Origin of the sequence: Xanthomarina sp. F2636L, from assembly GCF_026410195.1 — a bacterium.
In the GTDB taxonomy this organism is placed as follows: domain Bacteria; phylum Bacteroidota; class Bacteroidia; order Flavobacteriales; family Flavobacteriaceae; genus Xanthomarina.
In genome coordinates, this window is sequence record NZ_JAPMLM010000055.1 from 232,264 (window position 1) to 246,744 (window position 14,481).

11 protein-coding genes are annotated in these 14,481 nt (G+C 32.4%); 8 read left to right on the top strand and 3 right to left on the bottom strand.

Annotated elements, in window-relative coordinates:
• The first annotated feature begins 1 nt into the window (after position 1).
• The 3 genes from OS191_RS02145 to OS191_RS02155 all read left to right on the top strand — a co-directional run bounded on the left by OS191_RS02145 (position 2) and on the right by OS191_RS02155 (position 2,505).
• On the top strand, positions 2–751 hold the full coding sequence (locus tag OS191_RS02145; RefSeq protein WP_267154061.1) for a LytR/AlgR family response regulator transcription factor: 750 nt from the start codon (positions 2–4) through the stop codon (positions 749–751).
• A gap of 376 nt (positions 752–1,127) precedes the next feature.
• Entirely contained in the window at positions 1,128–2,192 is a 1,065-nt protein-coding gene (locus OS191_RS02150; protein ID WP_267154062.1) for a serine hydrolase domain-containing protein, read from the top strand.
• An 88-nt stretch (positions 2,193–2,280) separates the two neighbouring features.
• Complete coding sequence (locus OS191_RS02155; protein WP_267154063.1) at positions 2,281–2,505, top strand: hypothetical protein; 225 nt, start codon at positions 2,281–2,283, stop codon at positions 2,503–2,505.
• Positions 2,506–2,698: 193 nt separating this feature from the next.
• Here the strand turns inward: OS191_RS02155 and OS191_RS02160 are convergent, their stop codons facing one another.
• Complete coding sequence (locus OS191_RS02160; protein WP_267154064.1) at positions 2,699–3,547, bottom strand: urea transporter; 849 nt, start codon at positions 3,545–3,547, stop codon at positions 2,699–2,701.
• 248 nt (positions 3,548–3,795) lie between these two features.
• On the opposite strand from OS191_RS02160, the gene OS191_RS02165 reads away from it, so the two are divergent.
• Complete coding sequence (locus OS191_RS02165) at positions 3,796–5,382, top strand: contractile injection system sheath protein (RefSeq protein ID WP_267154065.1); 1,587 nt, start codon at positions 3,796–3,798, stop codon at positions 5,380–5,382.
• A 196-nt stretch (positions 5,383–5,578) separates the two neighbouring features.
• On the opposite strand, the gene OS191_RS02170 is transcribed toward OS191_RS02165, so the two are convergent.
• On the bottom strand, positions 5,579–6,886 hold the full coding sequence (locus OS191_RS02170; RefSeq protein WP_267154066.1) for an erythromycin esterase family protein: 1,308 nt from the start codon (positions 6,884–6,886) through the stop codon (positions 5,579–5,581).
• A 259-nt stretch (positions 6,887–7,145) separates the two neighbouring features.
• Here OS191_RS02170 and OS191_RS02175 point away from each other — a divergent pair, with 259 nt between their 5' ends.
• Both OS191_RS02175 and OS191_RS02180 read left to right on the top strand, forming a co-directional pair.
• The gene (locus OS191_RS02175) at positions 7,146–7,625 is read left to right on the top strand and encodes a DUF3828 domain-containing protein (protein WP_267154067.1); all 480 of its coding nucleotides are present in this window, start codon (positions 7,146–7,148) and stop codon (positions 7,623–7,625) included.
• Between the two features lie 53 nt (positions 7,626–7,678).
• Positions 7,679–8,794: a DUF6920 family protein gene (locus OS191_RS02180; RefSeq protein ID WP_267154068.1), complete on the top strand. Its 1,116-nt coding sequence runs from the start codon at positions 7,679–7,681 to the stop codon at positions 8,792–8,794.
• 229 nt (positions 8,795–9,023) lie between these two features.
• On the opposite strand, the gene OS191_RS02185 is transcribed toward OS191_RS02180, so the two are convergent.
• The gene (locus OS191_RS02185; protein WP_267154069.1) at positions 9,024–11,402 is read right to left on the bottom strand and encodes a TonB-dependent receptor; all 2,379 of its coding nucleotides are present in this window, start codon (positions 11,400–11,402) and stop codon (positions 9,024–9,026) included.
• Between the two features lie 294 nt (positions 11,403–11,696).
• Here OS191_RS02185 and OS191_RS02190 point away from each other — a divergent pair, with 294 nt between their 5' ends.
• Both OS191_RS02190 and OS191_RS02195 read left to right on the top strand, forming a co-directional pair.
• Positions 11,697–13,475 carry a helix-turn-helix domain-containing protein gene (locus OS191_RS02190; protein ID WP_524534355.1) on the top strand — a complete coding sequence of 593 codons (1,779 nt, stop codon included), beginning with the start codon at positions 11,697–11,699 and terminating at the stop codon, positions 13,473–13,475.
• A 140-nt stretch (positions 13,476–13,615) separates the two neighbouring features.
• Positions 13,616–14,470 carry a CE1 family esterase gene (locus OS191_RS02195; RefSeq protein ID WP_267154071.1) on the top strand — a complete coding sequence of 285 codons (855 nt, stop codon included), beginning with the start codon at positions 13,616–13,618 and terminating at the stop codon, positions 14,468–14,470.
• Positions 14,471–14,481: the final 11 nt, after the last annotated feature.

Genomic DNA, 14,481 nt, shown 5'->3' on the forward strand with positions numbered 1-14,481 from the left:
TATGTTTACAGCCATTATTGTAGAAGACTTGATTGATGCTTTACAACTTCTAAAAAACGATTTAAAAATCAGGCATCCCGAAATTGAAGTGATAGCCACGGCACAGAATGTGGTAGAAGCAGCAAAGCTGTTAAGAAAAAAACAACCAGACATCCTTTTTTTAGATATCATGCTAGGTGATGGTACCGGATTTGATATTCTAGAGATTTTTCCAGATTTAAAATCGAAAATCATCTTTGTAACAGCTAGTGATGAATTTGCTATTAGAGCTTTTAAATTTGCAGCCATAGACTATGTTTTAAAACCCTATTCTTATGAAGAATTAGATTTAGCTGTAACTCGTGCTAAAAAACAAATCCAACCTAATAAAGAGCGATTAACCATTTTAAAGGAAACCCTGTCTGCACCAGAGAAGAAACCAGATAAAATATCCTTACATACTCTGGACAAGATTATTATTGTGAATTTAGACGATATTGTTCGCTGCGAATCAGATAGTAATAATACCATGTTTCACCTAAGAGATAAACGTAAAATATTTGTTACCAAAACCTTGAAATATTTTGCAGACATGCTCAAGAGTTATAATTTTATTCGCATCCATCAAAGTCATTTAGTTAATTTAGAATGTGTTAGCGAATATATAAAAACCGATGGTGGCTATTTAATGCTTAAAAACGGAGAAAATGTGCCAGTATCTGTTCGAAAAAAAGTAGAGATTATTGAGATTTTGGATAAGATGCATCGTTAGCGGATGCTCTTTTAATAAGTCAAGACCAGACCTTTGTCGCCGTTACACTCGCAAAGAGAACTTCAAAAAAGTATAATTAATTGATACAATAAAGTAAGATTACATTTATCTTTAGACTATAAAACACCAAATATGGCATGCCAGCCCGTCCGGTAGGCGAGTTTATAAAAGCTTAAATTACTAATTAGTCTGTAGCCATATTTCAGTACAAGACACTATAATATTAATGGCTAATTTACCCAAACTTATAAAGTAGGGTTACAATCCATCTAGAAAATGCAACACTTCAGAAATTTTAAATTTCTATTCATAACATATACAGGCATTTTTGAAAGTGTTTTAAACACACCAACTACGATAAAAGTAAATTCACATAATGAACAAACAAAAAACTAAAATATTTAGAATAGTCTTACTTGTAGGAACAGTAATCTCTTTGTTTTATGTTCCTTGGCCAATAGTAATAGCATGGATAGAGCCACTCCCTGACAGTATTCAAAAACAAGTTAATAAAGCATCAGATTATGGTTTTGATGGAATAATTGTCTATGTAGATCAAGGTGGTAAACAATCTAAACTCTATGCTGCTGGCTATAAAAACAGAGAAAACAAAATCCCTGCCAACCCACATGCATTGTTCAAAATAGCCAGCGTTACTAAACTATATACAGCTGTTGCTATTACAAAATTGGTAAGCAATAATAGCTTGTCTTTAAACCAAACTCTAGCAAATGACTTTCCCGAACTGGTAGGACGTATAGAAAATGCCGATAAAATCACTGTAAAAATGATGCTGCAACATCGCAGTGGAATTCCAGATTATACACGGATTGATGATTATTGGGTGCATCCAAAAGATAACGATAAAGAACGACTAGATATAGTACTAAACCTACCCGCCAATTTTGAACCCGGAACGGACTTTGAATATAGCAATACAAACTACCTATTACTTTCAAAACTTATAGAAAAAACAACAGGTAAAAGTAAATTTGAATTTATAAAAGAAAACATTTTAGATCCGCTAAATCTTGAAAACACATACGGTTCTATTCAGAATGTCAATTTAAATGATGTAATGAGTGGATATTATGTAGGCTATGATAAAGATTTAAAGACGGATAATAATGGTCTCATGTTGGCAACAGCAGAAGATTTAGGTAAATTTATCCGCGCTCTAAATGATGGCTCTGTATTTAAAGATAAAAAAGAACAAGAAATCTACAGCTCAATTTACAAATATAAACATACAGGTCTCATTCCAGGCTATCAAACAATTGCTAAATACCACAAAGATATAGATACAGTCATCATTCAATTTACAAACACAGTAGATTTTGACGGCTATAACTGGAGTTTATCAGAGATCATGTATCGTAGAGTTTTAAAAATAGTTAAAAATAAAAGCACAACACCGTCACACGAATACAGAAAACTGTAATTTAGTAGAATTATTAAAAATAACAGTAGGGTAACAAACAGACGGCCATTGGCAGCAATTAACACCAATAAAACTAAACACCAAACACATGGAAAATATTTGGACAATATTACTACTAATAGCACTTTTTTCAATAATTACCTTTCTTTATTGGAAACTGACAAACCGGTATGCTGAAAAAGAATATGGCAAAAAGATGTTTAAACAATGGGGAACTAGAACGTTTTATTGGACTGGCGCATTATTCATTAGTGGAGGAATTACAGTCTGTATTATTTACCTTTTAAAATGGGGGAATGTGGTAACTTTTTAGAAGACAAAAGTGTTTACTGCAGCAGGATTACCAATATATGAGGGTTATGGAGTAACAGAATCCTCTGGAGTCATCTCTTTAAATAGCTATAAAAAAGATGGTTATTTTCTTACAGGTGATATAAGTGAAATAGCGCTATGATTCAAGGTGTTGAATTACTGACCCTGATCAAATATTACCTGCTTATCACTCTTTAAATTATTCGGTTTTTACCCGAGCTTATTGTTTTTAAAATCATCACGATCCAAGTTGCTAAAATAAAAGGAGCGGTTAGTGTAATAATTCCTGTCATTGCTAATCCTATATTTAAAAATGTGGAGAGTAGGATAGCAATACTAATCCATAGAAAATCACGCCATCGTTTTCCTATAAGTGCAATCGCGCAAAGTATGGCATTATAGCCCATAAGTCCCGCATTAATTGTAGAAGCAGATTCCAATAAAAGCCATGCGGTTAAAGAGCCTAAAGCTGCAGCATAAAAAGCATAAGCAGCCATCAACCTATTATTTATCAATATTGCCAAAAGAAAAAATAGACCAGTTATCCTGTTTTCTTGAAACATAACCTGACCAAAACTATTGCTCAATGCACTAAATACATCTAAAGTGTTAGCTGTAGCACTAGACAAATCTATTAGCGGAACCTTAAAAAGGAATACCAATGAATAAATAACAAGCCAAGTGGATAAAACAAAAGGGGCAGTAAATGGCGGAATAATTTTCATTAAAAAATGCATTACTACTGTGGACAAAGCAGAACCTATTATTAGAGCCAAAATGCTAACTAAATCAGGTTTGAAAAAACACAGGATAGCAATTCCGGTTAACGTACCATTAAAACCATAAAGTCCGTTTTGAATGGTTTCTTTTGGATACTTTAAAACATGAGCCGTACCTGTGCTGATAATTGTTCCTAATAAAGCAGCTATTGCTAATAACCAGGAATTGTAAAAAATACCAACTAAAAATAAAATCCCAGAATAAATATTATTTTGAAAGATTACCTGACCGATACCTCGTAAAATTATTTGTGTAAATTTCATGGATATGGAAGCAAAGTTCTTTTTATATCATCTAATTCATAACAAAAAGATATAAGTAGCCTATTAGGCTTATACATCTTGTTTGTTACAAAATTTGTGGATAAATATACAGAATTCTACTATAGTTAAGTGAATAAGATTTTAGCTTTTTAAGATGAATTTAAATGTAAGATCTCTTTTAAATTTTTTCATTTAATTGTACTTTTAGTTATTAAATTCTTGATAATTAATGAAATAATATGTTTGTTATGAATAAGCGATTTACAATTGGTTTTGCCTTGGTTTTTATTTTTGTAGCTCCTATCTTTTCTCAAGAGAAAGCTAAAAGGCTTAAAAAAAATGACAAAAAAGAAAATACAATTAATAAAGACAAGCTTGAAAAAGAAAAATGGTCAGCTAATGCTATAGATAGCAGTAAGCAGTCTGGAAATAATTTGAATAATCAAACTCCAGGCCTGTATATTGAGGAGGTTTCTGTTTTTCCGCCATCGGTAACTCAAGTTGAAACTACAATTCCTGCATTTATAGGATATACAGAAAAAGGACCTAATAATCCTACACCTATTCAATCTATGCTAGATTATATAAATATATTCGGTGGGCCTTTTCATTCAGATATTGGTGTGTTTGAGGTTGATATAAACGAAAAAATCACCAATCCAAACTTGTTGTCTACACCAAAATATAAGATGTATTATATGCTCAAAATGTTCTTTGCAAATGGTGGAACGGATTGTTTTATTGTTTCTGTAGGAAATTATGATGAAGAAGACTCTTCTGTAAAAAATAACGAAATGCTAGTTGGACTCGAGTTGCTTAATCAGGAAGACTTACCCACTTTAATTCTTTTTCCAGATGCTACAAGTTCTAAAAACAGCCAGCAACCAGCGGAACTATATGATGCTGCACTTTTGCAGGCAGCAATTAGAAAAGATCGTTTCTTGATTTGTGATGTAGAAGTGGTTGAAAATGATATTGTAAAATCAGCTGAATTCTTTCGAAATTCTATAGGAACTAGCAACCTTGCTTATGGAGCTGCTTATTTTCCATCATTGGAAACTACTCTTAATTATGTGTTTACCGAAGATAAGATTCCTGTAATTCTAGAGGGAAATAATAATATATTAGTGCTAAAACATACAGAAAGGTCTATTTCAGAAAATCCTCGTAAAATAGAAGAATCTTTGTTTCATGCTAAAAACGGAAAATATAAAAATGTATATGCACAGATACACAAGACCCTACAAAATCAGAAACTCACTTTGCCACCAAGTGCTGCAGTTGCTGGTGTCTATGCTCAGGTAGATGCAAATAGAGGTGTATGGAAAGCGCCAGCAAATGTTTCTTTAAATAACGTACAAGCACCAAAAATAGAAATAAATAATAGCGATCAAGGTATTCTTAATATAGATAGCAGTGGAAAATCTATCAATGCCATCCGAAAATTTACCAATAAAGGAACTATGGTATGGGGAGCTCGTACATTAGCTGGAAATGATAATGAATGGCGCTACATCTCTGTGCGCCGTTTAGTTAATGTAGTAGAGGAATCTACCAGGAAAGCTACAGAACAGTTTGTTTTTGAGCCTAATGACGCTAATACCTGGGTGCGTTCAAGAGCTATGATAGAAAACTATCTCACAACGCTTTGGCGAGAAGGAGCACTTAGTGGAGCAAAACCAGAGGAAGCTTTTTATGTAAGAGTAGGCTTAGGGCAAACCATGACTGCTCAAGATCTGTTATACGGAAATATGAATGTAGAAATAGGAATGGCTGTATCGAAACCGGCAGAATTCATTGTAATTAGATTTACTCAAAAAATGACTAGTCATTAATGACTTTTCGAAATTAAACTTGAAAAGTTTTTAAATAGAATGAATCAAACTCTAGTGTTTACCTTTTCATGTTTTTCACAGGAAAAAGATCCTTTGAAACTAAATTATTTCTCTAAACTTATTGCCGTAGGTTGTTCTATAAAATAGCATGAAAACGATATATAAAAGGTTTTGTTTATTAAATATACTAGGGTTTTTAATGTTTCAACACGTGTAGTGCTGTGGTCTTTTTAAAAAAGAACAAAGCGTCGTATCGCAGTGGAACTATCGTAGGCACGAACTGTCTGCTGTCTCCTCTAGGATTATAAACTACTCCAACGGCTCTATTTCCAATTGCTTTTAGGTTTTTATCCAATCGGTCCTCCTTGTCAAAAATCAAATAAAGACTTTCCATATCTATTTGATTTAATTGAAATTCTATGCTGTTAGGAACAGCAGGAGGGATGGTCATTTCTTTCATTTGGCTACCCCAATTCGAGCCAGCCATAACTTTTCCTTCGTAAGTAGTAAAACCTATTAAAAATACATGATCCTTCCCCAATTCTTTTCGGCTAAGTTGTCCAATGTTTTTCTCACCAGTGTTTCGCATACTAGAGTACGCTGCATCGCCAATATGTGTATTATGTGCCCAAACAATTCCTTTAGAATTTTCACCATAAAGATTTAATAAATCATTTACAGTACCATGCATATGATGAACTCGAGAATTCCATGAAACAGGTCCTTTTGATGCGACACTTTCCCTGTAAAATTCTTCGGCATTATTTACGACGATGGTATTTTGTAATAAATAAAAATAAGTATCATCAGAAAGCTTTGAAAAATTAGCTCGATTATTTTTTATATACTCCACGACATGTTTTGTAGCAGTGGCACAACCCTCTTTTCCTGCATGTACCGCGTGGGCGTAATTCCAACTTTCTCCTTTGTGCGGATTGAAGCACTTATATTGGTCTTTTACAAACTTATAAGCAGTATGGTTTGTTGTTTTAAGTAAATCTAAAACCACTTTTTTAGAATTCCACTCATCATATACATCCATGCCATAAAAGCCTATTTTTTTATCTTGAGCTAATTTGTCATTGTGATTACGAAGCCATTCGGCCAATGCGACAACCTCTTCATTGGCCCACATCCAAGTTGGCCATCTGTCTAGTTTTAGTAAAACTTCTCGGGCAGAGCTTGCTGCGCCATCCAAATTTTTTACATATTGATTGAGATGATATAAACTAGCAAAATCGCCTTCTACCGCTATAAAATTAAAACCCTGTTCTAATATCAATCTTCTACTTATCTTATCTCTCCATAAGTAATATTCGTGAGTACCATGACTCGCTTCACCTAATAACACCAACTCCTTATTGGCAGTTGCCAACATGAGCTTATCTAAACTCGAGTCCTCTTCTAGTGAAATAGCTTTTTGTTTCATATTTTGTGCTAAAGAAACCATACTGACAAATAGCAATATAAATCCTAAAAAGTATTTTGTTTGTGATTGCTTCATAAGTATATTAAGATAATCAATATAAATGTACTTTTCAAGAAATTGATATGTTATTGCATAAAACATAAGTTCTTATATATAAAATTAATCGAATCCTCAACGAAGCTAAAAATCACTTTTTCATAATAACTTAAGGTTTATTATAATACTAACTTAAGCCGTGTATAATTCATAGCTTGTACTCACAGGCTTTCTATCTGTGATTTATTTACTAAATTAGATACTTAAACACGCCACGAATCATTTAAAACAAACAACATTGAGAACTTTAACCATAATTCTTTTACTAACGTTATTTTCTTGTAAACAATCAGTTTCAAAGGAAAAAGAAGTTGCCATTGAACAAAATCAAGCAGAACTTATTGCGCTAGAATTTATCAATAATTACGTCGAATTTTGTAATGACCGAAATACTGAACTTGGCCTTACGGATTGGATTTCTAAACAACCAAACATTTCGGAAAATTTTAAAAATGAACTTAAAAAAATAAGTACTGAGGCAGAAAAAAACAACCCCGAATTAGGACTTGGATTCGATCCAATATTCGACGCTCAAGACTATCCCGATAACGGATTTGAATTGGAAAAGGCCGAATTTAAATCTGAATACATAACGGTAAAAGGTAAAGATTGGAACGATTTTAAACTGAAAATAAAAATGGAACGGAAAAATGAGCAATGGCTTGTAAATGGTGTCGGAATAATAAACATGACAGAAAATGAACGCGTTGGAAGATAAATAACAATACGCCACGAATCATACTAAAAACCAATGTCACAAGCAAAAAAACAATGCGAATAGCTTTAATCATATTCATTGGAATACACGGAATTATCCACTTATTCGGATTTCTAAAAGCCTTTGGAATATATGAGTTTAATGCCATATCACAGCCAATTTCTAAAACTTTGGGATGGCTTTGGCTAGTGACATTTATTCTTTTTGCAATTTCAATTGTTTTATTAATATTTCAGTCCAATTATTGGTGCTTAAGTGGGTTTTTAGCTGTAATTATTTCACAAATTTTAATTTTCAACTATTGGTCTGATGCAAAATTCGGTACAATAGCAAATCTAATAATTCTCCTATCTCTAATTCTAGCTTATTCCAGTTTTAGTTTTAAAAATAAGATTGCCGAAGAAAGGAAAAAACTGTTTGAAAACTCAATAGCTGTTAGTGGAGAGGTAATTACTAAAGAAGCTATTTCGGAATTACCTTCAAGTGTTCAAAAGTGGCTTACCAACAACGGAACAATAGGTAAAAAACCGATATCTAATGTGCATTTAACTCAAGAATTACAACTTAAACTAAATCCAGATCAAGAAAGTTGGAACAATGGAAAAGCCGAACAATATATAACGACAAATCCCCCAGCATTTAATTGGAACATCAATACGAAAATGAATTCAATTTTTAATGTAGTAGGTCGTGATAAATTTGAGAACGGAAATGGAGAAATGACAATAAAGTTATTATCGCTCATCTCTGTTGCAAATGAAAATAATAGCGATAAAGTTGACCAAGCAACCCTGCAAAGATATTTAGCTGAAATGGTTTGGTATCCTTCAGCCTCTTTAAGTCCATTTATAAAGTGGGAATCTTTAGACGCATATGCAGCCAAAGCAACTTTGGAATTTAAAGGAGCAAAAGGTTCGGGAGAATTCCACTTTGACGAAAAAGGAAATTTCAAAAAATTTGTGGCCATGCGTTATCAGGATTCAAAAAAAACAGATCCTACAGAATGGACTGTCATTGCCACACAAACAAAAGAACGGAATGGAATTAAAATACCTGTGGAATGTGAGGCAAGCTGGAAATTGGAGAGTGGTAAATGGACTTGGTTAAAATTAAAAATTAAAGACATTGAATACAACGTGAAAGAAATGCCTGTGCCAAACAAAAAATAAGTTAAAAACAAGAAAATGAATAACTCAAAGTACCCAAAATGTATTCTAATGCGAATCTGTTCAGCAATTACAATGTACATAACAATGGATCTTTAGAACACGTTACCAAAAGCCAAAGAATTAAATCTGTCTTTAATCACACCCAAAATTGCTGAAGCCTTTTTATTAAAAGATAAAACCATACAAAATGAAAATGGGTGGGAATAAAGTAATTTATAAAGAAATAAAACTACCTACGTTGTCCAGAAAACTGCATGGCTTCTCCTTTTCCAAAGCCATAACTAATACCAAAATTAACAAAACGGCCACGTTGGCGACTATTATATAAATAAAAGTCTGGTTGTGTAGTAGTGGTTTCATCTACACGTGTCGCAAATACGTCTCGTATGCTCAAATTTAAGATAATGCGCCCTTTAACTATTTTTTTTCTTACACCAAGATCTACAAAATTAATGGCAGAAACAGTCTGTTGCAGGGTTTCGTATTTGGAATTATAATTTTCAGAGATTTCAAAATCGAAATCAGCTGGGAGTTTTACTTTAGCGGTAATGGAAGTTGTCCATCTATTGCCTGTAAAATCAAACGACTGTAATTCAAATAATCCTTTTCTATCAAAATAATTAAAGTTAAAATCACCATGGATAGTCAACCACTTTAATGGACTGTATTTTCCATTAGCTTCAAAACCTATGGTATTGTTGGTTCCAACATTTTCTGGTCTGGAAACACTAACATTGCTTTGAGAAACAGTAATATATTCAATAACATCGGTTGTGTACCAGTAATATAAACTCATACTGAATGAGATGTTTTCGTACTTCTGAATGCTCGTTAGCTCATAAGAATTCGTGTATTCTGGTTGTAATTCTGGGTTTCCTTCAGAGATATTATAATTATTTCTAATATTAGAAAATGGATTTAGCTGTCTTAAACTGGGTCTGTTTATACGATTGGAATACCCAAGCTGCAACGAAAAATCGTCAGATACTTTATAGGAGGTGTAAGCACTTGGAAACAGATTGGTGTAATTTTGATCATCAGATTGGTTGGTGGTTTCCAATAAGGTATTAATCGCCGTATTTTCTAAACGGAATCCTAATTTAAAACCCCATTTGTTAGCCTCATAAGCTGCTGTGGTGTAAACAGCAAAAACGTTTTGATTTAAATCGAAAACATTGGTTAGAAAAGGATCTTCAATCCAAACACCACCTGCAAAATCGGATACAGCATAATCATTAGACACCTTATTAAGGGTATATTGCGATCCTGTTTCTAAGGTGTAATGTTCTAGAAAGGGATGGGTATAATCTAATTTAAAAATGTAATCCTCTAATTTATAATCAGTTCGTGATTGCTGTTTAAAACTGTCCATTGTCCCAAAGGTGGTTATATTATCAAACTGTGAGGTCTGATCTTTACGGAAATAGTTTCCCAGAGCACTAAATAATAAGGTTTGGTCTTCGTGACGTTTAAAATCGCTTTTGTATTGTAATTCGTAACGTATTTTTGGGTTGGTAGCTTCCGTGTATTCATTTCTATGCCATCTGTCTGTAACCGTGTTGGAGGCATCCGTTTGGTAGAATTCTGAAGAAGCCGTTTGATCTTCAACTTCATAGGCATAGGAACCTGACAAGGTAATTACGTTTCTATCATTAATATAATAATCGGCACCAATAAGAATATTTCCAAACTTTTCATCAAACTCACTATCCCCATAGTTCGTAATAGTAATATCATCTATTAAATCTGCATTTATAGATTCGTATTCAGTAGGGTAGGTTCTTATTCCAAATCCTAATTGACTAAAAAGATTAAATTTTTCGGTACGTTTATTAATACTTAAACCAAAGCTATTACTGTTGGGAACGCCTACATTTAAGCTTGCAGAACCATTAAGACCACGTTTTTCAGATTTTTTAAGAATGATATTGATAATTCCCGAAGTCCCTTGTGCATCATATTTGGCAGACGGGTTGGTAATAACTTCAATACTTTCAATCATATCTGCTGTTATAATACCTAGTGAACTACCATCATCACCAGCTAAAACCGAAGGCTTCCCATTAACAAGTATTTGCACTCCTTCATTGCCACGCAAACTTATGGCGCCTTCAATATTCACACTTACAGAAGGAACATTGTTTAATACTTCTAAGGCACTGGCACCTGATGCGCTTAAATCTTTACCTACATTAAAGATGCGTTTATCTAATTTAAATACTGTTTGAGAGGTTTCAGCTTGAATCAACACTTCATCCAAGCCTTCCAAAGCTGGTTCTAATAGAACCGTTTTTAAATCAATGCGATTGTTTTCCCTATTAAAAGTATGTATGGTTTTAGTACTGTAGCCTATAAAACTAATGTCTATATAAAAATTGGTGGCATCTGTTTCTAATGAAAAACGCCCATCTTGAGCAGAAATAGTACCTGTAATAGCTTCTTTAGATTGGGTGTCCATGATCGCAATGGTAGCATATTCAATGGGTTCGTTGGTTTGGGTATCTAAAACAAGACCAGAAACGCTTAACGTTTCGTGTTGTGCATAACTTGTGACCTGGTTTAATATGAATAAAAAAAATGTAAAGTAAAAATACCTGTTGTTATACATATACCTTGTTTTTTAAATTTAGAATAGCAAATATAGTAAAAGCCTACTTGTATGAATTTTGAAAATAATTTATGATTACAATAAAACCCAATACCTTTTATTTAATAAACGAACCTGTAAGATCCATAAATACTTATTTGTTAAAATAACAGCCTATGAATAAATAACGATAGGAGAGTAGTGAAACGTTTTCCATTAAACAATAAACGTGTATGAGTAAATGTGTGTGGAAAGGTATCAAATATAAATGTTTTCAATAATTTAATTTACATTTGTTGACTCAAGTAAAAAATATTGATTAACCAAAAATCCATAGCAGTATTACCTTTTGTTAACATGAGTAGAGATGTTAATAACGAATATTTCAGTGATGGTATTACAGAAGAAATAATAAATGCACTTACAAAAGTAAAAGGATTAAAGGTTACTGCGCGTACATCTTCTTTTGCTTTTAAAAACCAACATGTTGACATTAGAAAGATTGGGGCCATTTTAAATGTTTCTAACATTTTAGAAGGAAGTATTAAAGTTTATAAAAATACAATTAGAATCAATGTTCAATTGGTTAGAGTTAGTGATGGATTTCACATTTGGTCAAAAAAGTTTCAAAGAAATCTAGAAAATATCTTTGAACTACAAGATGAAATTAGCCTCATTATTGCCCAACAAATAAGAGAAAATTTCGGGCATTTTAATATTTCAGAAACTATTTCTTCGGTCGGAACTAAAAACATTAAGGCCTATAAATTATTTTTAAAAGGAAGGCATTATCAACTAAATTGGTTGTTGGAAGACTACTTAAAGGCTATCGATTTTTATAAACAAAGTTTGATTGAAGACCCTAATTTTTCTGATGCTTATTTTGCATTAAGTAGAAGCTATAGTATTTTAACAAGTTGGGGTTATATAAAAAGAAAAAACGGCCTTAAAAGTGCATTAAATTATTTAGAAAAAGGATTAAAACTTAATGCCAGTTCATATTTAGGTTTTTTTTCTAAAGCATCTGTTTGCTTTTGGAATAACTGGGAATATGAAAAAGGAATACATAATTTAAAACAAACCATTGCATTAAACCCTAATTTTGCTATAGCTTTTGAAGCCTTGTCTGAAATATATATGGCTACCAATCAATTGGATAAGGCTTTGACATATATAGATAAAGCATTAGAAATAAACCCCTTATCTCCCAACCATCATTTTACAAAAGGGAATATTTATTTTTTAAAAAAGGAGTATCAAGAATCAATAATCCATCTAAACGAATCGTTATTAATTGAACAGAATTTTGGACTTGCATTAGAGACAAAACTGGCTTGTTACTTGCTATTGAATGACGAAAAACAATTTAAGCAATTTATCAATGAAACGCCTCATTTAGAAAATCCTAGTACTTGTGAGCTTTTGTTTGATTTCTTGAATAAAGAAAAAGTGACCTTAAATCACATTAAAATAGATATTGAAAACAGTTTTAAAAGCTTGTATCCATGGAATTTTTATCTACTAATTCATTCAGGAGCAACTGATAAAGCATTTTCTGTATTTCAAGATAAAATTCAATTAAGACTTGGGCAACTTGTAAATTATAAATTAGATCCACTTTTACAACCTATAAGATTGCATAAAGATTATCAATCTCTTGATGAGCAAATTGTTTTAAATTCTGAAGAAAAGTATGTGACTGTTAATGCCCAAATTGCGGAAAACAATATTAAGCCATTAACTGAACAAGAAATTTCTAATTATAAAGAAACATTAATTAGCACTTTAAATGACGAGAAACTATATTTGAATCCCAACCTTTCCTTAAAAGTACTTGGCGAACATATAAATTTGCATTCTAATAAATTATCGTGGCTATTGAATGCTGAATTCAATAGGAATTTCAACGATTTTATAAATCATTACAGGTTAACTTATTTTAAAACTATTGCCTTAGATCCAAAATTTAACCACATAACCATTCTTGGTTTAGCCTATGATAGTGGTTTTAATTCTAAAAGTGCTTTTAACACCTACTTCAAAAAAGCTGAGGGAATTACACCAAGTAAATGGGTTCAGCTACATTCTGAATAAAGCTCTTTAATAAATTTCACTTTTTTTCTCTCAATTAATTCCGTACGTCCTGAATTATAATTTCGGTCGACTCGCAGCTGTCTAAACTTCAAATTTGCATTATCAAAAAAAGTTTTAAAAAACAATCAAAAAAACGAATAATGAAAACTAATGCAATTTTTATTCTCGCCATAGCTTTTATGACTATTAAAGGCTATTCTCAAACAAGAGTCGTTAAAGTTAAGGATACTTTAAGACAGTTCACAGCGTATCAGTCAACTAAAATAAATGACGATGAAAAAGTACCACTATTATTGAATTTTCATGGGTCTGGTATGACAGCTATAGAGCAGATGCTCTATACAAAAACAAATAAACTAGCAGAAGCTAAAGGCTTTATAGTTGTGTATCCACAAGGTATTAACAACGAGTGGAATGTAGGATTTGGTCAAGATTATGATACAGGTACACAGGATGTAGAATTTATAAATGTTTTGATAGAAAAGTTAGTGAAAAACTATCCTATCGATAGCACTAAAATATATGCTACTGGTTTGTCTAGAGGTGGTTTTTTTGTTCAACGATTAGCAACAGAATTGCCAAATAAAATCAAAGGTTTTGTATCTGTAGGAGCGCCTATGCCAAACGAAGTTATGGACCGAATATCTGTAAATACACCCATAAAGGCAATGTATGTACATGGTACAGCAGATAAAATTGTTGATCGTAATGGAAAAGAAGGCGCTTACCTTTCTGTTGATGACTGTATAGCATATTGGAAAAATCGAAATGCTTTGGAATCACAACCTGTTATTAAAATAATAGACGATGAAGATGATGGTACTTCAGTATTATTTACAAATTATGGATCTGTGGCAGAAATACAAATAGAAAATGGTGGACACACATGGCCTGGCGCAGACCCTTTTAATGTTGGATTCCCATTAGGGAAAACGACACAAGATATAAGCTTCAATGCTATGTTGTATAATTTCTTGTTTAAATCAATCAATTAAAAAACTAACAA